Source organism: Sphingomonas sp. NCPPB 2930, assembly GCF_042867205.1.
Classification (GTDB): Bacteria; Pseudomonadota; Alphaproteobacteria; order Sphingomonadales; family Sphingomonadaceae; genus Sphingomonas.
The window spans coordinates 376818-397697 of sequence record NZ_JBHZQU010000001.1 but is presented as its reverse complement, the minus strand read 5'-3'; the positions used below and the strand labels follow the sequence as shown (position 1 = coordinate 397697).

Sequence of the window (20880 nt, the reverse complement as noted above, 5' to 3'; positions counted from 1 at the left end):
TGGGGTTGGCCGGGCCCGAGGAAAGGGCCGAGCGCGTCAGCTCGCCTGTCGCCGATCGTCCTGCCGCCGATCCCCCTGGCGCCGGTCGTTCTGGCGCCTGTCGCCGCGCCGCCGCTCGCCGACCCGCTCACGCTTGGCGCCGTACAGGCGGCTGTCGGCGTGATGCATGAAATCGCGCGTCGTCGCGCATCCCGGCGGCAGCGTCGTGAGGCAGACCGTGCCCGAACAATGCATGGTCAGGCCCTCGGCGGTGACGGCGATGATCAGCAGCGCCTCGATCCGCGTCCGGATCCGATCGGGATCGGCGAGGAGCGTGGGGTCCTGGACGATCACGCCGAACTCGTCACCGCCCAGCCGCGCGACGAAACAGCCGTCCAGCCAGTCGCTGCGCAGCCGCTGGCCGACGACACGCAGGACCTCGTCCCCGGCGGGGTGGCCGAGCGTGTCGTTGACGAGCTTGAACCCGTCGAGATCGATCAGCACCAGCCCAAGCGGGGTGTCGTTCGCCGACGCCTCGGCGATCGCGGTTTCCAGCGCACGGTCGAACGCGGCGCGGTTGGCCAGCAGGGTCAGCGCGTCGGTATCGGCGTTGCGGCGAAGCTGGGTCTCCAGCAGATGCCGCTCGGTCACGTCCTGGAACATGCCGACCACCCCGCTCGGCCGCCCGTCCAGCATCTCGCGCTCGCCCATCACGCGGACCCGGCGACGCCGCCCCAGCGCGGTGATGAAATCCAGTTCGATGTCGAACGACTCCCCGGTCCGAATGGTCTGCTCGATGGTCGAGCGCAGCTGGTCGCGCGACTGGGGCGGGTAATAGGACAGGCCCTGTTCGACCGTGAACGTCTTGCCCGGCGGCAGTTCGTGGATGCGGTACACCCCCTCGGACCAGGTGGCGTGTCCGTCCGCCAGATCGATCCGCCACGATCCGATCAACGCCAGCCGCTCGACCTGGCGCACGGTATGTTCCTTGGCGCGCAGGTCCTCGGCCTGGCGATCGCTCAGCTCGGCCATGGCGGTGGCCCGGCGGGCGATGGCGCGCGCGGCGATCAACGCCTCGGCCAGCCTGGCGAGATGGCGCAGCGTCCGCTCCCCCGCCGCGCTCAGCGACCGAGGGCTGGCGTCCATGACGCAGAGCGAACCGATCGCCTGGGGGGTGCCGTCCAGGTCGGGAACGCGGATCGGCATGCCCGCATAGAAACGGGTCGCCGCCTCGCCGGTGACGAAGGGATTGGCCGCGAAGCGCGGATCGCGCGTCAGGTCGGGCACCATCATCAGGTCGGGGGCCTCGATCGTGTGGTCGCAAAAGGCGACCTTGCGCGGCATCTCGCTGGGCAGCGGGCCGACCGCCGACTTGACCCAGAAACGGTCGCGATCCGCCAGGGTCAGCGCCGCGACCGGACAGCCGAGCATATCGGCGGCCAGCGAGACCAGCGCATCGAACTCGGCCTCCGGCTCGCTGTCGAGCAGCGCATGAGCCTGGACGGCGGCCATGCGGCGCTCTTCGCGGGAGGGCATGGGCAGGGGATCGACCTTCATGACAGACATTCATAAAAGCAAGTCTTGTCAAAATCTTAAAAATAGATCGGGAAGCGGAGCCTTTATTTGCTCCGAAGCCGTGGGCATCGCTGGGCGGGCCGGGTGCAGGATGACGTATTTTTCACGTTATGGTCACCCCAGGGTATCCCGTCAGCCTGTAGCCCTGCGGTCACAGAGTTCGAAGAGCTCGGCGCCCGACACTCCCGGGGGTGCCGTCGGGGCCGGCGGAGAGCGCGCTTTCCGCCGGCCTTTCACTGGCATCGCTTATCCGGGCGGCGTGATCGACCGGCGACGGTCGTCCTTGTCGCGGCACCGATCCTGATTGACAGAAAGTCGTCCGATGCCGGAGCAGACGAGCCGATGAGTCGCAAAATCCTGATCGTCGAAGACGATGCTTCCACCGCCGCCTATGTCGCCAAGGGACTGGCCGAGGCGGGCTATGCCGTCGAACAATGCGGGGACGGGCGCGACGGCTTGTTCCTGGCGAGCGAAGGCATATTCGACCTGATCATCGCCGACCGGATGCTGCCCCGCCTGGACGGGCTGGCGATGGTCAGCGCGATCCGCGCGGCGGGGATCTCCACGCCGGTGCTGATCCTGTCGGCGCTCGCCACGGTCGACGACCGGGTCGACGGCCTGAAGGCCGGGGCCGATGACTATCTGTGCAAGCCCTTCTCCTTCGCCGAGCTGTCCGCGCGGATCGAGGCGCTGGTCCGCCGGTCGGACCGCACCGCGTCCGAGCCGACGCGGACCAAGCTGAGCGTCGGCGACCTGGAGATCGACCTGCTGGCACGCACCGTCACCCGCGCGGGCAAGATCATCCCGGTCGGCGCGCGTGAGTTCAACCTCCTCGAATTCCTCGCCCGCCATGCCGGGCAGGTCGTCACCCGCACGATGATGCTGGAGAAGATCTGGAACTATCATTTCGACCCCGGCTCCAACGTGGTCGACGTCCATATCGGGCGGCTGCGGCGCAAGCTGGAGGAAGGCTTCGGCACTCCGATCCTGCATACGGTGCGCGGCGCGGGCTATCGGCTGGCCGTGGAGGGGTGAAGTTGCGCCTGACGATATCGGCGCGGATCGCGCTGCTGTCGGTCGTCCTGGCGCTGTTGTCCAACCTCGTGCTGGTCGGTTTCATCTGGAAACAGACCAGCGCCGATGCGGTCGCCGCGCTTCATCGCGAGATCGTCGAGCAGGCGGATGCGCTGCGCGCCGTCTGGCGGACGGGCGCGTTGCCCGCGCTGGCCGATGCCATCACCCATGCGCGCGAGCCGGGCGACGTCACGCTGGTCCTGGCCATCTATGACAGCCGGGGGCACCGGATGGCGGGCTATGCGCCGCGCCATCTGGCGGTGCCGCTGGCGGATACGCCGTTCCGCATCGCCATGCTGGGGGGCGAGGGTGTCTGGGCCTCGCGCGAGGCGGGTTATACGCTGCATCCGATCGGCGACGACTGGTTGCTGGTCGGGCGTCCGCTCGACCTGATCGAGGCGCAGCAGATCGCGATCGAGCGGGCGCTGGCGCTGGCGGTCTTCCTGTCGCTGATGCTGGGGGTCGGCACCGGGCTGGTGCTGGCGCATTATGTCGCGGGGCGGCTCAACACCATCGTCGCGGTGATCGACGCGGCGGGCGAGGGTGACCTTACCCGGCGCGTGTCGCTGGTCCGCGCCGACAGCGACGAGGGCGACGCCTTCGACCGGCTGGCCGAGCGGCTGAACGCGATGCTGGGCAAGATCGAGCAGCTGATGGCCGAGCTGCGCGTCGTCACCGACAGCCTGGCGCATGATCTCCGCTCGCCGCTCGCCCGGTTGCGGACCAAGACCGAGCAGGCGGTGCTGATCGCCGATCCGCACCAGCGCGAGGCGGCGCTGGGTGGGCTGCTGGTCGAAACCGATCTCATCATGCGCATGCTGACCATGGTGATCGAGATCAGCCGGTCCGAATCGGTGACGCGCGACCGGTTCACGCTGGTCGCCCCCGCCGATCTGGTCGAGGAGATTGGCGAGCTGTATGCGCCGGTCGCCGAGGATGCCGGACTGCGTTTCCTGATCGAGGTCGAGGATCGCCCCGCGCCGCTGCCGCTCCACCGCGAGCTGATGAGCCAGGCCCTGTCCAACCTGATCGACAATGCGCTGAAGCATGGCGCATCGGGGGCGCAGGTCACGCTGCGCCTGTCGCGCGGGGTGGAGGGGATCGTGTTTCAGGTCGAGGATCGCGGGCCGGGCATCGCCGCGGCGGACCGGGCGCAGGCGCTCAAGCGGTTCGGGCGACTCGACACCGCGCGCACCACGCCGGGGGCGGGGCTGGGCATGGCGCTGATCGAGGCGGTCGCCCGGCTGCATGGCGGGCGGTTCGAGCTGGCGGACAATGTGCCGGGGCTGATCGCGCGGCTGGTGATTCCGTAACGATGCTTTCCTCCCCTTGCAGGGGAGGCATTGCAGGCACTTGCCCGCTCGCCTCAGCGCTTTACACCCCGCAGCATGGACTTCCTTTCCTTGTTCGGCCTTGCCGCCGTCTCCTTCACCCTGGTCTGCTATGCGAAGGAATCGGGCGCGCATTGGTGGACGCTGGGCTTCGTGTTGGGATGCCTGGCGGGGTCGGCCTATGGCTTTTTGCAAGGGGCCTGGCCGTTCGGCGTGGTCGAGCTGGTCTGGGCCGTCGTGTCCTTTCGTCGATGGTTGGAATTGCGACGGATTCGGGAACCGATCGCTTGACAGTGGGTTTCGCGGGCCCTAACTGACCATCCTTCCACCACCCCCGGTTTCACGACGCGCGATCTGCGTGCGTCGCGCTTCCGCGTGGCGGAACCATCGCGATGAGATGGAGCATGTGCGGCCATGCCATGCTTCGTGGAGCTAGGAGAATAAATTTCATGGCACGTATTGCGGGTGTCAACCTCCCGACCAACAAGCGCGTATTGATCGCGCTGACCTATATCCATGGCATCGGTCCGGCCAAGGCGAAGGAAATCACCGCCAAGCTGAACATCGCCGCCGACCGTCGCGTCCAGGACCTTTCGGACCAGGAAGTGCTCCAGATCCGTGAGACGATCGACTCCGATCACACGGTGGAAGGCGATCTGCGTCGCGAGACCGCGATGAACATCAAGCGCCTGATGGACCTGGCCTGCTATCGCGGCCTGCGTCACCGCAAGGGCCTGCCGGTCCGCGGCCAGCGTACGCACACCAATGCGCGCACCCGCAAGGGCAAGGCGAAGCCGATCGCGGGCAAGAAGAAGTAAGAATTTCGCCCGGGGGGCGAAATTTACTTCTTCTCCGCCGGAGGGCGGCGCGAGGCAGACTGCTTCCCGCTCTCCGCATCTGAGATACAGGTCAGGATAGAATTCAATGGCACGTGAACCGCAGCGCATTCGCCGTCGCGAGCGCAAGAACATCACCGCCGGCGTCGCGCACGTGAACGCCAGCTTTAACAACACCATGATCACCATCACCGACGCGCAGGGCAATGCCATCTCGTGGTCGTCGGCGGGCATGATGGGCTTCAAGGGCTCGCGCAAGTCGACCCCGTATGCGGCGCAGGTCGCGGCGGAAGACGCGGGCAAGAAGGCCGCCGAGCATGGCGTGCGCACCCTGGAAGTCGAAGTGAAGGGCCCGGGTTCGGGCCGCGAGTCGGCGCTGCGCGCGCTGCAGGCGGTCGGTTTCCAGATCACCTCGATCCGCGACGTCACCTCGATCCCGCACAACGGCGTGCGGCCTTCCAAGCGTCGCCGCGTCTGATGCTTCCCATGGCCGGCTGACGAGTCGGCCATGCCTCTCTCCACGGCTGGAACCGTCCCCGTTCCGGCCCATAACTCAGGGGAACCACGTGTCTGTCAACGCAAAGAACTGGCAGGAACTCAAGAAGCCCAACGCGCTCGAGAAAAAGGGTGGCGATGGCAAGCGGAAGGCGACGTTCGTTGCCGAACCGCTGGAGCGTGGCTTCGGCCTGACGCTGGGCAACGCGCTGCGCCGCGTGCTCCTGTCGTCGCTCCAGGGCGCGGCGGTCACCTCGATCAAGATCGAAAACGTGCTGCACGAGTTCTCGTCGCTGGCCGGTGTGCGTGAAGACGTCACCGACATCGTCCTGAACGTGAAGCAGCTCGCGATCCGCATGCAGGGCGAAGGCCCCAAGCGGCTCCAGCTGTCCGCGACCGGCCCCGCCACCGTCAAGGCCGGCGACATCGCCGTGTCGGGCGACATCGAGGTCATGAACAAGGACCTGGTGATCTGCCATCTCGACGAAGGTGCGACGCTCAACATGGAGCTGACCGCCGATATCGGGAAGGGCTATGTCCCCGCCGCGTCCAACCGTCCGGCCGATGCGCCGATCGGTCTGATCCCGGTCGATGCGCTCTACTCGCCGGTTCGCCAGGTGTCGTACAAGGTCGACCCGACCCGCGTCGGTCAGGACCTGGACTATGACAAGCTGACGCTCTCGGTCGAGACCGACGGCACCGTGACCCCGGAAGACGCCGTGGCCTATGCCGCGCGCATCCTTCAGGACCAGCTGGCGCTGTTCGTGCACTTCGACGACTCGGCGCTCACCCGCGCGGCCCCCGTGGGCCAGGCGGCGCTCCCGGTCGCCGGTGGCGAGCCGCAGAGCGACGCGCAGCAGATAAACCGTTACCTTCTCAAGAAGGTCGACGAGCTGGAACTGTCGGTGCGTTCGGCCAACTGCCTCAAGAACGACAACATCATCTATATCGGCGATCTGGTCGGCAAGACCGAGGCCGAGATGCTGCGCACTCCGAATTTCGGCCGCAAGTCGCTGAACGAGATCAAGGAAGTGCTGTCGTCCATGGGTCTGCGCCTGGGCATGGAAATCCCCGGCTGGCCGCCCGAGAATATCGAGGAAATGGCCAAGAAGCTGGAACAGGAGATCATGGGCTGATTTCGCACCGGCGCAAGAAATTGCGCCGGAGACGAAAACAGCCCGGCCGGCGGGTCGCCCACAGGCGACCCGTTCGACGTCAGGATCGCGGCTTCGCCGTGATCCGGTCGGGCCGCTCCACCAGCTTCGCTGGTTCCCTCCCCAAACAAGCTTGGGGAGGATTGGAATAGGCGAAGGTGACGGCCTCAACGGTCACCAGGTCTGGGGTACCGTGACACGGCCCCTTAACGAACGAAGGAACTACCCATGCGTCATCGCGTCGGCGGCCGTAAGCTGCAGCGTACCTCGGCTCATCGTACCGCGCTCTTCCGCAACATGTCGGCCGCGCTCATCAAGCACGAGCAGATCACCACCACCGTCGCCAAGGCGAAGGAACTGCGTCCCTATGTCGAAAAGCTGGTGACGCTGGCCAAGAAGGGCGGTCTCTCGAACCGTCGTCTGGCCCATGCCCGCCTGCTCGACGATGCGCAGCTGGTGAAGCTGTTCGACGTTCTGGCGTCGCGCTATGCCGACCGCAACGGTGGCTATACCCGCATCATCAAGGCCGGCATCCGCGCGTCGGACGCCTCGCCGATGGCGATCATCGAGTTCGTCGACCGCGACGTCTCGGCGAAGGGCCAGGATTCGGGTCCGGTCATGACCGAGGAAGATTTCGACGAAGCCGCGTAATTTCCGCGCGTCTTTCGAGACACCTTCGAGAGAGGGCCGTGCCAGCGATGGCGCGGCCCTTTTTCGTATCCGCCATTTCACGCATATTCAGCCTAGCGAAAGCCGGGACGTATAACGTTACGGGTACGAATCGAGGGAGGCTGGAAATGCGTCGCATGGCGATCGGGTGGATTCTGGCGGGTCTGGCGCTTCCCCTGCCGCTCGCGGCGCAGAACGGGGCGCCTTCGCCCACCACGTCGACGCAGGTCGTGCCGGTCGCGCCGTTCATTCCCAGCGACCGCGAACGGCAATGGCAGACCCCGCAACAGCGCAAGCAGGCAGACGCCGTCGCCGGGGGCTTCGTCGCGGGCGCGCTGCTCACGACGGCGGTGGCGCTGACCGCGGGCAAGAATCTGACGCCCCATAGCGATTCGGGTGCGATCGATGTCTCCCGTCCGGTTCGTGCCGCCGAGGCGCCATCGCCCTATCGCGCGGAAACCGACGACGAGGCGGCGGTCCATGCCTGCGCCAAGGCGGCGGAAGGCGAGGGGCGGCGCAGCTTCGCGCTGGCGCAGGTCGGCCAGGTTCGCTCGGCCCATCCGCTGGGCAATGGCTATGACGTGCAGGGCGATGTGTTGCTGCGCACCAGTTACCGCGAGGCGGGCGAGAGCCGCGCCTTCCGCTGCCGCGTCGATGCGCAGGCGGTGCGGATGATCGCGATCGACGGGATTCAAACCCTCCCGACCCGGTAGCATTTTCCAAAAGACATCGCTATCGGACCGCCATGGAGCACCCCGACAGCATCCTCATCGTCGATTTCGGCAGCCAGGTCACCCAGCTTATCGCGCGCCGCGTGCGTGAGGCGGGGGTCTACAGCGAGATCGTTCCCTTCCAATCGGCCGAAGCGGCGTTCGCGCGGATCAAGCCCGCCGCGGTCATCCTGTCCGGCGGCCCGGCCTCCGTGGTGGACGAGAACTCCCCGCGCATCCCGCAGGCGATCCTCGACAGCGGCCTGCCGATGCTCGGCATCTGCTATGGCCAGCAGGCGCTGACCCAGCAGCTGGGCGGCAAGGTCGAGAAGGGCGACAGCGGCGAGTTCGGCGAGGCGTTCATCACCGTCGAGGGCGATTGCGCGCTGTTCGACGGTGTGTGGAACATGGGCGAGCGGCACCAGGTGTGGATGAGCCATGGCGACAAGGTCACGGCGCTGGCGCCGGGCTTCCGCGTCGTCGCGACCAGCCCCGGCGCGCCCTATGCGATCATCGCCAATGACGAACGCCGCATCTTCGCGATGCAGTTCCACCCCGAAGTCGTCCACACCCCCGACGGCGCCAAGCTGATCGGCAATTTCGTCCGTCACGTCGCCGGGCTTTCGGGCGACTGGACGATGGCCGAGTTCCGCGCCTCCAAGATCGCCGAGATCCGCGAGCAGGTGGGCAGCGGCCGGGTGATCTGCGGCCTGTCGGGCGGGGTCGACTCGTCGGTCGCCGCGCTGCTGATCCACGAGGCGATCGGCGACCAGCTGACCTGCGTCTTCGTCGATGGCGGCATCCTGCGCCAGGGCGAGGCCGAGCAGGTCGTCAGCCTGTTCCGGGGCCATTACAACATCCCGCTCGTCCATGTGGATGCGCAGGACCTGTTCATGAACGGCCTGGCGGGTGTCACCGACCCCGAGGCCAAGCGCAAGTTCATCGGCAAGACCTTCATCGACGTGTTCGAGGCGGAGGCCAAGAAAATCGGCGGCGCCGAATTCCTCGCGCAGGGCACGCTCTACCCCGACGTGATCGAGAGCGTCAGCTTCACCGGCGGCCCGTCGGTCACGATCAAGAGCCACCACAATGTCGGCGGCCTGCCCGAGCGGATGAACATGAAGCTGGTCGAGCCGCTTCGCGAACTGTTCAAGGACGAGGTCCGCGTGCTGGGCCGCGAATTGGGGCTGCCCGACGTGTTCGTCGGCCGCCACCCATTCCCCGGACCGGGCCTCGCCATCCGCATCCCCGGCGAGGTGACGCGCGAGCGTTGCGACATCCTGCGCAAGGCGGATGCGATCTATCTCGAGGAAATCCGCAACGCCGGGTTATACGACGCCATCTGGCAGGCCTTTGCGGTCCTGCTGCCGGTGCGGTCGGTCGGCGTGATGGGCGACGGGCGGACCTACGATTCGGTGCTGGCGCTGCGCGCGGTGACCTCGGTCGACGGCATGACCGCGCAGGCGTTCGACTTCCCCGGCGACTTCCTGCCGCGCGTGACGACCCGGATCATCAACGAGGTCAAGGGCATCAACCGCGTCGTCTATGACTATACCAGCAAGCCCCCCGGCACGATCGAGTGGGAGTGACACGGCCCCGCGACCCTGCCGGACAGGGTCGCGGCAATGCCGACCGACACGTCATGCAGCGCCTCGGCGAAAGCCGGGGCGTTTTGCTGTCTGCGATGGGGAGTGGCGCGCCCGAGGTGAAAGCGATGGGCGCTCAGATTATTGGGAAATTTCGCTCAAACGAGTTTTTGGATAACTGCAACGCGCCCTAATTATTGTCTTTAAGGGCCCACTCCAACGATCCCTAAACCAACTGTTCGTTGATCAACAAAGCAATGTGGTTGTTGGAATGCTTCGGCAAGAGATTATCGGATTGGCGCCACATTCCGATACCGCTCCACGAGATAGATCGCACGTTGGACGCTGGACCGAGTGGCTTTCAGCCCGCGCTTCTTCATCTCCCTGACAAGCCGATCAACAAATGTATGGGGAGCTGGAGCAGGACCGGTCGGTCGGACGCGGTGTGTTTCATAATCGCGAGCCTCTATGAACTCGGCCTCGGAGAAGCCAAGCCGTTCCGCCATCTCGTCGAGTTCGCTAATTTCGATGCGCTTCCGGCGCACCTCCGGATCTTCGATTTGCCAGCTGGTGACGATCGATGGCGACATGAAGCCATCTGGATTTGAGAAGCGACCTTCGTCGTCTTCGGCCCATTCGACGAATAAGTCTTTGATCATCTTAACGTCAAAATGGTAGGATAATCGTGCCTTCAACATATCGACCACTTTGGCGCAGGCAGTGAGAAGCACATGGTCGAGCGCTGCTCTGGGACCGGGGTCGCGATCCTTGAGACTGTAGAGGCAATGCTCAACCCCATGGATGAAGAAAAGCTCGTTTGAAGGGCGCGTATGATAGCCCATACCCCGTGATTCCGCTCGCCGCCAAACAACGAAATCGCAACCCTCGACATCGCCAGACTGCCCCCAATGATCCACGTCGCGTGGGAACCACTCCGCCTTAAAATTACCTTTGTTTGTAATCTCGAGGACAATATCGATCTGCGGCTTAGCTGGAACTTCTGTATGATAGCCGCGGCCACGTTTCAGCAGCTTTGGCAAATCATAGGTCCAGTAGGCCAGCATTTCGGCGAGAGCTTCCTCATCAAGCGGATCTGAGAGATCGCGCAGCACGTCGCGCTGATAAGGGATCGGTGGCTCGTCTTTGACACCTGCTCGCTCAAGCGCTCGCTCTATAAAGGCGACGCATTCGGTCACGCCCTTGTGTCGATAAAAGCCATCCAAGGAGATTGGCTGAGAAACTCGAGTGGGCGACCGGCGGCTTTTAGGCATATCCTCAGGCTGGGGCAGTTAACGACATTCAGTCAAGACCATTCAATCAGTCACCAATACGCCCATGGTTAGGTTTGACCGCGGATCACGTGTTTAATGAACTAAAGCCGCTCTTCCGCGCTCAGCCCAAGTTCCGTCATCTGGGTGCCCAGCGCTTTCCTGCTGGCTTAAAAATGGCGCGCCCGGAGGGATTCGAACCCCCGACCGAGGAGGTAGAAGCTCCTTGCTCTATCCAACTGAGCTACGGACGCGCGGATGGCGGTGTCCCTAGCGTGGTTTGACCGCTAAGGGAATGGCGATAAACAACGGTCCGTACGGCTTTGAGGGGATCGTAATGAGCGGGGAACGGATGGTCGCGGGCCGCGATCTGGAGCGGTCGGCCTTTCGCTGGTTCGACTTCGTCATGGCGGCGTTCGTCACCATCCTGCTGCTGTCCAACGTCATCGGCGCGGGCAAGGTGGCGGTCATCACCCTGCCGCTGGTCGGGCAGTGGCCGTTCGGGGCGGGCATCCTGTTCTTTCCGCTCAGCTATGTCATCGGTGACGTGCTGACCGAGGTTTACGGCTATGCCCGTGCGCGGCGGGTGATCTGGGCAGGGACGGCGGCGGTGCTGTTCATGGCGTTCATGAGCTGGATCGTCGTCGCGCTGCCCCCGGCGCCCAGCTGGACCAACCAGGCCGCTTATGAGGTGATCTTCGGCCAGGTGCCGCGCATCGTGCTGGCCAGCGTCTGCGCCTTCTGGGCGGGCGAGTTCGTCAATGCCTATGTCATGGCGCGGATGAAGCTGTGGACCGGCGGGCGGCACCTCTGGTCGCGGACGATCGGCTCGACGTTGGTGGGGCAGGGGGTGGACAGCCTGATCTTCTATCCGCTGGCCTTCTGGGGCGCGCAGGGGTGGACCACGCATCTGGTGGTCGTCGTGCTGTTCACCCAATGGGCGCTGAAAGTGGGCTGGGAGGTGCTGCTGACCCCATTGACCTATCTGATCGTCGGCGGGCTGAAGCGGGCCGAAGGGGTGGATGTGTTCGACGAGGGGACCGACTTCACGCCGTTCCGGGCGCGGGTTTGATTTGGGTTCACGCGAAGACGCGAAGACGCGAAGGTGATGTAGCTGGCGATAGCCGCCAATCTCTGCCATCGACATGCGTTAGAAGGGATAACGCCCGCAACGAGGCCAGACACCTCCGCGTCTCCGCGCCTCCGCGCGAACCCAATATTCTTCGCGCCATCGCGGCTTCGCGCGAACAAAAAAGGGAAGCGAGTCGCCTCGCTCCCCCCTTTGTCAGATGTAGTCCCGTGGCCTTCGACTTCGCTCAGGCTGAACGGGGGAGAGGCGGTTAGGCCCCCACCATCTCCAGCAGGCCCTCGAACAGGCGTCGGCCATGGTCGCCGCCATGGGCGGCTTCGATGCGGCGCTCGGGGTGGGGCATCATGCCCAGCACGTTGCGCTTCTCGTTCAGCACGCCCGCAATCGACCGCGCCGAGCCGTTGACGTCCTCGGCATAGCGGAAGGCCACGCGGCCTTCCCCTTCGAGGCGGTCGAGCGTGTCGGCATCGGCGAAGTAATTGCCGTCATGATGCGCGACCGGGATACGGATCGTCTCGCCCTGCTGGTACAGCCGGGTGAAGGCGCTGTCGGTGTTAGCCACCTCCAGATCGACGTCGCGGCAGACGAAGTTGAGCGAGCGGTTGCGCATCAGCGCGCCCGGCAGCAGCCCGGTTTCGGCCAGCACCTGGAAGCCGTTGCACACGCCGAAGACCGGCGTGCCCTTGTTCGCCGACTCCACGACCGCGCGCATGATCGGCGAGCGGGCCGCGATCGCGCCGCAGCGCAGGTAATCGCCGTAAGAGAAGCCGCCCGGCACGCCGATCAGCCCCAGCCCCTCGGGCAGTTCGCTGTCGCCATGCCAGACCATGGCCGGCTTCACGCCCGTCACCGCCTCCAGCGCGACGGCGAGGTCGCGGTCGCAGTTCGAGCCCGGAAAGACGATTACGGCGGTCTTCATCAGGCGCGCTCCACCCGGTAATTCTCGATCACGGTGTTGGCGAGCAGCTGGCGGCACATCTCGTCGATCTGCGCGTCGGTCGTCGCGTCGGCGACTTCCAGCTCGATCAGCTTGCCCGCGCGGACGTCGTTCACGCCCGCAAAGCCCAGGCTTTCCAGCGCGTGGTGGATCGCCTTGCCCTGCGGGTCGAGCACGCCGGGCTTCAGGGTGACGAAAATCTTCAGCTTCATTACTTGCCCCGGCTCTTGCGGTGTTCTTCGAGGTCGAGGACGGCGGTGTCGCCCCCCTCGGGCAGCAGGCCCAGACGGCGCGCCACTTCCTGATAGGCTTCCACCTCGCCGCCCAGGTCGCGACGGAAGCGATCCTTGTCCAGCTTTTCGTTGGTGGTCATGTCCCACAGGCGGCAGCCATCGGGGCTGATCTCGTCGGCCAGGATGATGCGACCGAAGTCATTGTCCCAGATGCGGCCGAATTCCAGCTTGAAGTCGACCAGGCGGATGCCGATCGCGGCGAACATGCCCGACAGGAAGTCGTTCACGCGGATCGCCAGGTCGGCGATGTCGTGCATCTCTTCCTGGCTGGCCCAGCCGAAGCAGGCGATATGCTCATCGGTGACCATCGGGTCGCCCAGCGCATCGTCCTTGTAATAATATTCGATGATCGTGCGGGGCAGCTTCACGCCCTCTTCGATGCCCAGGCGCTTGGACAGCGAGCCCGCCGCGACGTTGCGCACCACGACCTCGATCGGCACGATCTCGACCTGGCGGATCAGCTGCTCGCGCATGTTCAGGCGGCGGATGAAGTGGGTCGGCACGCCGATATGGTCGAGCATGGTGAAGACATGCTCGGAGATACGGTTGTTGAGCACGCCCTTGCCGTTGATCGTGCCCTTCTTCTGGGCATTGAACGCGGTGGCGTCGTCCTTGAAATACTGGATCAGCGTGCCGGGCTCGGGGCCCTCGTACAGGATCTTGGCCTTGCCTTCGTAGATTTGGCGGCGGCGAGCCATGCGGCGGTCCCCTGAAATGAGTACAGCCCCGGTGCCCCACATGCTGAGGCCCGAGGCGGGATGGCGCGGCCTATAATCGAAGGTGCGGGCGGGCGCAATGGAGGCGTGTGGCCTTGCGGTGCGGACAGGCTCCTTCCGTCGCCCAAGCAACGAAACGCGTATGGAAGATGAAGATCGCGTAATGTCCCGGCCATGATGGACGTAATTTTCACGAAATATGAAAAAATGGTAAGGTGAAAAGTATAGGAAACCGATCGTCCAAGTCATGGGTTCTGTCGATGCTTGCAAAGGAGGAAGTCATGAACAAGCTGATGATCGGTGTTGTTGGTGGGGCTCTGATGCTGACGGCGGGTGCTGCCGTGGCGCGGCCGATGCACATGGCTCAGGCGCCGCTGGTCTATGAGCAGGCGCGTGTTCCGCTGGCCAATGGCATGGAGGCCATCGCGGTGGTCAAGAACGGCAGGACGGAGCGGACCGTCGCCTGTCGCGATACCGCCGATGTCCTCGCCACCTTCCGCCCCGAGGCCATCGCCTTCGCGCCCGGCCATAATGCCAAGGGCAAGGCCGTGACCGACGAGGAGGTCGCCGGGGTCGAGACCTTCACCCCCGTCGCGTTCCAGAACTGCACCGTCGCGGCGGGCAACCACTTCACCCAAGACGTCAACCAGGCGCAGGCGAACCACGCCTGACCGGGATGGCCGCAAGGCAGGGCGGGCGCGGCGCTCCCAACGTGCCCGCCTTGCCCCGGCGATCCTGTCCTCGGCGATTTGTTCTCTTTTTGATCCGCCCGATTGCCCCTGCGCGCATCGCTTGCTAGAAGCGACGCTCCCATGGCGATCGATCTCCGCGACAATCCCCCCGTCGGCATCCTGGATGCCCCCTTCGACAGCGCGCTGTCCGAACGGTATCTGGTCTATGCGCTGTCCACGATCACGGCGCGCTCGCTGCCCGATGTGCGCGATGGCCTGAAGCCGGTGCATCGCCGGTTGCTCTGGGCGATGCGGCTGCTCAAGCTCGACCCGGCGGCGGGCTACAAGAAATGCGCGCGCGTCGTCGGCGACGTGATCGGTAAATATCATCCGCATGGCGACCAGTCGGTCTATGACGCGATGGTCCGTCTCGCGCAGGATTTCGCGCTTCGCTATCCGCTGGTCGACGGGCAGGGCAATTTCGGCAATATCGACGGCGATAACGCCGCCGCCTATCGTTATACCGAGGCGCGGCTGACCCAGGTCGCGATCGACCTGATGGATGGGCTGGACGAGGATGCCGTCGCCTATCGCCCGACCTATAATGGCGAGGAGCAGGAGCCCGAGCTGTTTCCCGGCCTGTTCCCCAATCTGCTGGCGAATGGCGCGAGCGGGATCGCGGTCGGCATGGCGACCAGCATCCCCCCGCACAACGCCGCCGAGCTGCTGGAAGCCGCGATCCTGCTGGTCGATCGGCCCGATGCCGATGACGATGCGATCCTGGCGCTGGTCAAGGGGCCCGATTTCCCGACCGGCGGCATCGTCGTCGATGCGCCCGCGATCCTGCGCGAAAGCTACACCACCGGGCGGGGCGGCTTCCGCGTCCGCGCGCGCTGGGAGATCGAGCGCGAGAAGGGCGGCGGCTGGCAGATCGTCGTCAGCGAAATCCCCTACGGTGTCGCCAAGGGCAAGCTGATCGAACAGATCGCGACGCTCATCAACGACAAGAAGCTGCCGATCCTGGCCGATGTCCGCGACGAATCGGATGCGCAGGTCCGCATCGTGCTGGAGCCGCGCGCGCGCACCGTCGATCCGCAGGTGCTGATGGACGGGCTGTTCCGTTTCTCCGACCTGGAGACGCGGATCAGCCTGAACCTCAACGTGCTGGACAAGGACCGCACCCCGCGCGTCATGTCCCTGCGCGAGGCGCTGGCGGCCTGGGTCGAGCATCAGTTCGTGGTGCTGCGGCGCCGTTCCGAACATCGGCTCGGCAAGATCGCCGACCGGATCGAGCTGCTCGACGGCTATCTGGTCGCCTATCTCAACCTCGACCGGGTGATCGAGATCATCCGCACCGAGGACGAGCCCAAGGCGGTGATGATCGCCGAATTCCGCCTGACCGACCGTCAGGCTGAGGCGATCCTCAATATGCGCCTCCGTTCGCTGCGGCGGCTGGAGGAGTTCGAGATTCGCGGCGAGCGCGACAAGCTCGACAAGGAACGCGAGCAGCTCACCCTGCTGCTCGGCTCCGAACAGCGCCAGCGGACGCGGATGAAGAAGGATCTGGGCCGGATTCGCGACCGCTATGGTCCCGAAACCGCGCTGGGCGCGCGCCGCACGCTGATCGAGGAAGCCGCGCCGACCCGCGACATCCCGCTGGAGGCGATGATCGAGCGCGAGCCGATCACCGTCATCCTGTCGCAGCGCGGCTGGATTCGCGCGATGAAGGGGCATGTCGACCTGGCCTCGGCGGATACTGCCAAGTTCAAGGAAGGCGACGGCCCCGCCTTCGCCTTCCACGCGCAGACCACCGACAAGCTGTTGCTGGCGGCGGCGAACGGGCGGTTCTTCACCCTGGCCGCCGACAAGCTGCCCGGCGGACGCGGTTTCGGCGAGCCGGTGCGTGCGATGATCGACCTGGACGGATCGATCGGCATCGTCGGCTTCCTGCCCGCCGCGCGCGCGGCCAAGCTGCTGGTCGCGGCCTCAGACGGGCGCGGCTTCGTCGTGCCGACCGCCGACACCATCGCCGAGACTCGAAAAGGCAAGACGGTGCTGACGCCGCGCGCCGGGGCGGCGCTGAAGGTCGTGCGTCCGGTGGGGGCGGACGACGATTATGTCGCGGCGATCGGCGACAATCGCAAATTGCTGGTCTTCCCGCTGACCGAGTTCGTTGAACTGTCGCGCGGCACCGGCGTCCAGCTGCAACGCTATCGCGACGGCGGCCTGTCCGATGCGACGACCTTCGTCTTCAAGGACGGGTTGAGCTGGCCGATGGGCGGCGAGACGGGGCGCGTGCGGACCGAGGCCGATCTGTCCGCCTGGCGGACCGCGCGCGGGGCGGCGGGGCGGATGCCGCCGACCGGCTTCCCCCGCGATAATCGTTTCGATTGACCGCGCCCGATCGACCGGGTGTTTCCGATTATGGCGGACTGAACCGTTTACGGCATCGATTTCGCTGAAATTTTAGGGGGTTTTAACGATCGGCCGATAAATGGTCGGTAGATGGCTTCGACCGCTTATCCAATCCCACGACCCTTGCCGCGCCCAATCGCGACTCTGACGTCGTGCGCGGTCGAGATCATGGCGATCCCGGCGGCGGAAATCGCGATGCGCGCGGATGGGCCCGGCATCGTCACGGTCAACGCCCCCTATCGCCGTGCCGGTCTGACCGAGGCGCGGTCCGATGCGCTGATCATGGCCGAGGTGACGAAGCGAATCGGCGATCTCCAGAGCCTGGGCGGCAAGTCGATCGAATTCCCGCTGGCGCTCGGCGAGGCCATCGACTGCCGGTATTTCCAGGTCACGCTCGCCCGCTCGGCGGAGGAACGCGCGGACCAATATGTCCTCATGCTGGTCGACCAGACCGCCCAGCATCATACCGAGCGCAGCCTGCGGCGCGAGATGACGACCGACAGCCTGACCGGCCTGCCCAATCGTCAGGGATTCGGCGACCTGATCGAGGCGATGATGGCGACCGGCCATTCGCATGCGGTGCTGGTCATCGATCTGAACCGTTTCGGTCGGCTGAACGCCTGTATGGGCTCGCTGGTCGGGGACGAGCTGCTGATCACCGTCGCACGCCGGTTGAAGGGCGCGCTGCGGTCGCGCGACTCGATCGGGCGGATCGGCGGCAATGAATTCGGCATCCTGATGATGATCGACGAGAGCGAGGACGAAGCGCATGTCCTGGCCGACCGGATCGACCGCGCGCTGCGCTCGCCCTTCCGGCTGACCGATTACGAGGTGAATGTCGAGGCGTCGGTGGGCATCGCCTTCAACGCCGACGACGATGGCGACGGCGATGCCGAGGAGCTGATCCGCCACGCCCAGTTCGCGGTGAAACGCGCCAAGGCGGCGGGCCGGACCGAGGTCTATCACCCCCAGGCCTTCACCATCGCGCGCGCCCAGTTCGCGATGGAGACCTCGCTGCGTCGCGCGATCGAGCGCGAGGAACTGCATCTCGCCTATCAGCCGATCTGCGATCTCTCAACGGGCCGCATGGTTTCGTTCGAGGCGCTGGCGCGCTGGCGCGATGCCGAGGGGTGCGACCATTCCCCGGTCGACTTCATCCCGGTCGCCGAGGAATCGGGGCTGATCGTGCCGCTCGGCCGCTGGGCGGTGCAGCAGGCGACGATGCAGCTGGCCGAGTGGGACCGCATCGCGGGCGGCTCGTGCGGGATGCGGATGTCGGTCAACGTCTCGGCGATCCAGCTTCAGCGCGATGCCATCCCGGCCGTGATCGACGGCGCGCTGGGCAAGGCTGGGATCGCGGGCGACCGGCTGACGCTGGAGCTGACCGAAAGCGCGATCGTCGGCGATCCCGACGGCGTGACCATGATCATGGAGGGGCTGAAGGAACTCGGCACGACGGTGGCGATGGACGATTTCGGCACCGGCTATTCCAATCTCGCCTATCTCCAGAAACTGCCCATCGACATTCTCAAGATCGACCGCAGCTTCGTGAACGGCATGCTGGCCGACCGCGACAAGATCGCCATCGTCCGCGCGATCATGGGTCTGGCCCAGGCGCTGGGCATGAAGACCACCGCCGAGGGGATCGAGACGATCGAACTCGGCCAGACGCTGGCCGCGCTGGGCTGCACCTATGGCCAGGGCTATCTCTACGCCAAGCCGCTCGATCCCGAGGCGGCCTGGGCGATGATCGCGGCTCAGGCCTGAGCCACCGCCGCGTCGGCCAGCTCGGCGACCCGGCCCGCGTCCGGAAAGCCCTCCGCGATCCACCGGGTCTCCACCTGACGCAGCAGCCGCGCGACATCGGGGCCCTTGCGCACGCCGCGCTCGACCAGCGCCCCGCCGGTCAGCGGCAGGGCAGGGGGCGTCCAGTCGCGGATCGCCGCCACCGATTCGCCCGCCAGCAACAGTCGGTCGACCGCGCCGGTCGTGCCCACCCGGTATGCCAGCGCATGGGGCCCTTCATCGCCCGGCCCGGCGGTCGCGGCGATCAGGCGCTTGCGGTCCAGGTTGGACAGCTTCAACCGCGCGCCCACCGGCTCGGCGGCCTCGGGGGGCAGCAGCGCGGCGAGACGGCGGATCGGGTCTGGGGCGATCCCCGCCGCCGCTTCCGCTTGGGCGAGGCGGGCCAGCCGGTCGGCCCCGGCGCGGTCGATCTCGGGGATGACCGCGCGGAAGATGCCCTGTTCGACCATCAGCGCGACCACCGGCACCGCGCGCGCCGCCACCAGCAGCTTCAGCAATTCGGCCGCGATCCGCTCGCGCGATAGTGCCATCAGGTCGTTGGCGCGCTGCGTACAGGCGTCCAGCCCGGCCTGGTCGATCGCCTGGCCGAAGCGCGCATGAAAGCGGAAGAAGCGCAGGATGCGGAGATGATCCTCGGCGATACGCTGCAACGGATCGCCGATGAAGCGGACCCGCCCCGCCTTCAGATCGTCCAGCCCGCCGAAATAGTCGAACAGCTCGGACGTCACCGGATCGGCATAGAGCGCGTTCATCGTGAAGTCGCGCCGCGCCGCATCCTCGCGCCAGTCGTCGGTGAAGGCGACGACGGCGTGGCGGCCATCGGTCGACACGTCGCGGCGCAGCGTCGTGACCTCGACCGGGCCATCGGGCAGGACGGCGGTGATCGTGCCATGCGCGATGCCGGTCGGCACCGGCTTGAACCCCGCCTCGCGCACGCGCGCGATGACCGTCTCGGGCGACAGCGGGGTGGCGAGGTCGATGTCCGCCACCGCCTGGCCCAGCAGCGAATCGCGCACCGCGCCGCCGACGAACCGCGCCTCCAGCCGCTCGGCCAGCGCGATCAGGTCGGTTCGGTCGGTCCAGGGGGCGGTGGCAGGCGTCATGCCGCCCATTGCAGCCGCCGCGACAGGTTGACGATCATCGCGGCTGTCGCGCCCCAGATGCGCCGGTCGTTCCATAAAATCTCGTAAAAATGACGGGTTTGCCCGCGCCAGGGTGCGCTGACCCGGCGGTGATGGGCGGGATCGAGGACATAGGCGAGCGGCACCTCGAACAGGTTCGCCACCTCCGCCTCGGATGGATACAGGGTCAGGTCGGGCGGGATGACACCCAGCACCGGCGTCACCTCGAACCCGGTGACGGTGCGATAGCGGTCAGCGAGCCCGACCACCGTCACCGCGTGCGGCGACAGGCCGATTTCCTCCTCCGCCTCGCGCAGCGCGGTGGCGACCAGATCGACATCGCCCGGATCGGCGCGGCCGCCCGGAAAGGCGATCTGCCCGGCATGGTTGCGCAGATGCTCGGTCCGCTGGGTCAGGACCAGGCCCGGCTCGGTGCGATCGGTGACGGGCACCAGCACCGCTGCGGCGGTGGGTGTCGCGGCGGTTTCGGGCAGAATGTCTCCGTCGCCGGTCAACAGGTCGGCAACGGGTATCCGCGCCATCGCCTGTGCCAGCCTTTCGGCCAGCGTCATGCGTCGGTCGCGGGCGCGATGGGGAAGAAGGCGCCGTCGCTCCACAGCCCCGGCGGCGTGTCGCCCGCCGCCAGCGCCCGTTCGGCCAGTTCGTAATAGACCGGCCGCGCGATCAGCGCCTCCAGTCCGTCGCGGACATGCAGATAGGGGCGGGGGCCATCCTCGCCCTCGGCGAAGCGCAGGCCATGCGCGGGGCCCGCCGCGACAAGGTCCCCGGTGTTGAGCTGGAAGGTCAGCCGCGCGTCGGGGCCCTCACCCTGCGCCTTGAGCGTTACTGCGACGAAGGGCGCATCCTCGACCGCGATGTCGAGCTTTTCGACCGGCGTGACCAGGACGTGGCGGCCATCGGCTTCGCGGCGCAGGATGGTCGAGAACAGCCGGACCATGGCGGGGCGGCCGATCGGGCTGCCCTGATGATACCAGGTGCCGTCGCGGGCGATCCGCATCTCGCTGTCGCCGCAATGGGTGGGATTCCATTGCGAGACGGGGGGCAGCTTCTGCGCCTCCATCGCGCGCACGATCTCGGCGAGGCTGAGCGAGGACAGGTCGGGGGGCGGCGCCATGGGCATGATCGGTCTGAGT

21 protein-coding genes and 1 tRNA gene are annotated in these 20880 nt (G+C 66.2%); 13 read left to right on the top strand and 9 right to left on the bottom strand.

All coding sequences use genetic code 11. From position 1 onward, the window contains the following. Window positions 1-36 precede the first annotated feature (36 nt). The gene (locus tag ACFX59_RS01825) at window positions 37-1536 is read right to left on the bottom strand and encodes a diguanylate cyclase domain-containing protein (RefSeq protein ID WP_387429055.1); all 1500 of its coding nucleotides are present in this window, start codon (window positions 1534-1536) and stop codon (window positions 37-39) included. A 360-nt stretch (window positions 1537-1896) separates the two neighbouring features. Between ACFX59_RS01825 and ACFX59_RS01820 the strand changes: the two genes are divergently transcribed. The 9 genes from ACFX59_RS01820 to guaA all read left to right on the top strand — a co-directional run bounded on the left by ACFX59_RS01820 (window position 1897) and on the right by guaA (window position 9412). Continuing rightward, window positions 1897-2589: a response regulator transcription factor gene (locus ACFX59_RS01820; protein WP_307100376.1), complete on the top strand. Its 693-nt coding sequence runs from the start codon at window positions 1897-1899 to the stop codon at window positions 2587-2589. Next, complete coding sequence (locus ACFX59_RS01815; RefSeq protein WP_387429051.1) at window positions 2586-3941, top strand: sensor histidine kinase; 1356 nt, start codon at window positions 2586-2588, stop codon at window positions 3939-3941. Before ACFX59_RS01820 ends, ACFX59_RS01815 begins: the two co-directional genes overlap by 4 nt. Before the next feature lie 30 nt (window positions 3942-3971). Further along, on the top strand, window positions 3972-4250 hold the full coding sequence (locus ACFX59_RS01810; RefSeq protein ID WP_387429049.1) for a hypothetical protein: 279 nt from the start codon (window positions 3972-3974) through the stop codon (window positions 4248-4250). A gap of 158 nt (window positions 4251-4408) precedes the next feature. Then, window positions 4409-4777: a 30S ribosomal protein S13 gene (rpsM, locus tag ACFX59_RS01805; RefSeq protein ID WP_307100371.1), complete on the top strand. Its 369-nt coding sequence runs from the start codon at window positions 4409-4411 to the stop codon at window positions 4775-4777. A 106-nt stretch (window positions 4778-4883) separates the two neighbouring features. After that, window positions 4884-5273 (top strand): 30S ribosomal protein S11, encoded by a 390-nt coding sequence (gene rpsK, locus ACFX59_RS01800; protein WP_007405180.1) that lies wholly within the window; start codon window positions 4884-4886, stop codon window positions 5271-5273. An 88-nt stretch (window positions 5274-5361) separates the two neighbouring features. After that, entirely contained in the window at window positions 5362-6426 is a 1065-nt protein-coding gene (locus ACFX59_RS01795; RefSeq protein ID WP_307100369.1) for a DNA-directed RNA polymerase subunit alpha, read from the top strand. A gap of 246 nt (window positions 6427-6672) precedes the next feature. Continuing rightward, window positions 6673-7095: a 50S ribosomal protein L17 gene (gene rplQ / locus ACFX59_RS01790; RefSeq protein ID WP_307100367.1), complete on the top strand. Its 423-nt coding sequence runs from the start codon at window positions 6673-6675 to the stop codon at window positions 7093-7095. A gap of 146 nt (window positions 7096-7241) precedes the next feature. Beyond that, window positions 7242-7826 carry a hypothetical protein gene (locus ACFX59_RS01785; protein WP_387429044.1) on the top strand — a complete coding sequence of 195 codons (585 nt, stop codon included), beginning with the start codon at window positions 7242-7244 and terminating at the stop codon, window positions 7824-7826. Between the two features lie 32 nt (window positions 7827-7858). Continuing rightward, complete coding sequence (gene guaA, locus ACFX59_RS01780; protein ID WP_387429041.1) at window positions 7859-9412, top strand: glutamine-hydrolyzing GMP synthase; 1554 nt, start codon at window positions 7859-7861, stop codon at window positions 9410-9412. A gap of 284 nt (window positions 9413-9696) precedes the next feature. Here the strand turns inward: guaA and ACFX59_RS01775 are convergent, their stop codons facing one another. Together ACFX59_RS01775 and ACFX59_RS01770 are read right to left on the bottom strand one after the other, a co-directional pair. Next, window positions 9697-10605, bottom strand: a complete 909-nt coding sequence (locus ACFX59_RS01775; protein WP_387429038.1) for a hypothetical protein — start codon at window positions 10603-10605, stop codon at window positions 9697-9699. 249 nt (window positions 10606-10854) lie between these two features. Next, window positions 10855-10931 (bottom strand) — tRNA-Arg (locus ACFX59_RS01770). 83 nt (window positions 10932-11014) lie between these two features. On the opposite strand from ACFX59_RS01770, the gene ACFX59_RS01765 reads away from it, so the two are divergent. Next, on the top strand, window positions 11015-11749 hold the full coding sequence (locus ACFX59_RS01765) for a queuosine precursor transporter (protein WP_387429035.1): 735 nt from the start codon (window positions 11015-11017) through the stop codon (window positions 11747-11749). Window positions 11750-12017: 268 nt separating this feature from the next. Here ACFX59_RS01765 and purQ read toward each other — a convergent pair whose 3' ends face one another. The 3 genes from purQ to purC are packed head-to-tail and all read right to left on the bottom strand — an operon-like array spanning window position 12018 to window position 13695. Beyond that, entirely contained in the window at window positions 12018-12686 is a 669-nt protein-coding gene (gene purQ, locus ACFX59_RS01760) for a phosphoribosylformylglycinamidine synthase subunit PurQ (protein ID WP_307100359.1), read from the bottom strand. Beyond that, window positions 12686-12916, bottom strand: a complete 231-nt coding sequence (gene purS, locus ACFX59_RS01755) for a phosphoribosylformylglycinamidine synthase subunit PurS (RefSeq protein ID WP_042486357.1) — start codon at window positions 12914-12916, stop codon at window positions 12686-12688. The genes purQ and purS overlap by 1 nt, the downstream gene beginning before the upstream one ends. Then, window positions 12916-13695, bottom strand: a complete 780-nt coding sequence (gene purC / locus ACFX59_RS01750; RefSeq protein ID WP_007405170.1) for a phosphoribosylaminoimidazolesuccinocarboxamide synthase — start codon at window positions 13693-13695, stop codon at window positions 12916-12918. Before purC ends, purS begins: the two co-directional genes overlap by 1 nt. Before the next feature lie 299 nt (window positions 13696-13994). Here purC and ACFX59_RS01745 point away from each other — a divergent pair, with 299 nt between their 5' ends. The 3 genes from ACFX59_RS01745 to ACFX59_RS01735 all read left to right on the top strand — a co-directional run bounded on the left by ACFX59_RS01745 (window position 13995) and on the right by ACFX59_RS01735 (window position 18566). Beyond that, window positions 13995-14384 (top strand): hypothetical protein, encoded by a 390-nt coding sequence (locus ACFX59_RS01745; protein WP_307100356.1) that lies wholly within the window; start codon window positions 13995-13997, stop codon window positions 14382-14384. A 141-nt stretch (window positions 14385-14525) separates the two neighbouring features. Continuing rightward, the gene (gene parC / locus ACFX59_RS01740; protein WP_309701336.1) at window positions 14526-16778 is read left to right on the top strand and encodes a DNA topoisomerase IV subunit A; all 2253 of its coding nucleotides are present in this window, start codon (window positions 14526-14528) and stop codon (window positions 16776-16778) included. 189 nt (window positions 16779-16967) lie between these two features. Next, window positions 16968-18566 (top strand): putative bifunctional diguanylate cyclase/phosphodiesterase, encoded by a 1599-nt coding sequence (locus tag ACFX59_RS01735; RefSeq protein WP_387429028.1) that lies wholly within the window; start codon window positions 16968-16970, stop codon window positions 18564-18566. On the opposite strand, the gene ACFX59_RS01730 is transcribed toward ACFX59_RS01735, so the two are convergent. Genes ACFX59_RS01730 through ACFX59_RS01720 form a run of 3 tightly spaced genes read right to left on the bottom strand, consistent with a single transcriptional unit; the run spans window position 18557 to window position 20867 of the window. Then, window positions 18557-19717 (bottom strand): CCA tRNA nucleotidyltransferase, encoded by a 1161-nt coding sequence (locus tag ACFX59_RS01730; RefSeq protein ID WP_387429619.1) that lies wholly within the window; start codon window positions 19715-19717, stop codon window positions 18557-18559. The two genes, ACFX59_RS01735 and ACFX59_RS01730, sit on opposite strands and share 10 nt — an antisense overlap. Further along, the gene (locus tag ACFX59_RS01725) at window positions 19705-20298 is read right to left on the bottom strand and encodes a CoA pyrophosphatase (protein WP_387429025.1); all 594 of its coding nucleotides are present in this window, start codon (window positions 20296-20298) and stop codon (window positions 19705-19707) included. Before ACFX59_RS01725 ends, ACFX59_RS01730 begins: the two co-directional genes overlap by 13 nt. Next, window positions 20295-20867 carry a DUF1285 domain-containing protein gene (locus ACFX59_RS01720; RefSeq protein ID WP_387429022.1) on the bottom strand — a complete coding sequence of 191 codons (573 nt, stop codon included), beginning with the start codon at window positions 20865-20867 and terminating at the stop codon, window positions 20295-20297. Before ACFX59_RS01720 ends, ACFX59_RS01725 begins: the two co-directional genes overlap by 4 nt. Window positions 20868-20880 lie beyond the last annotated feature (13 nt).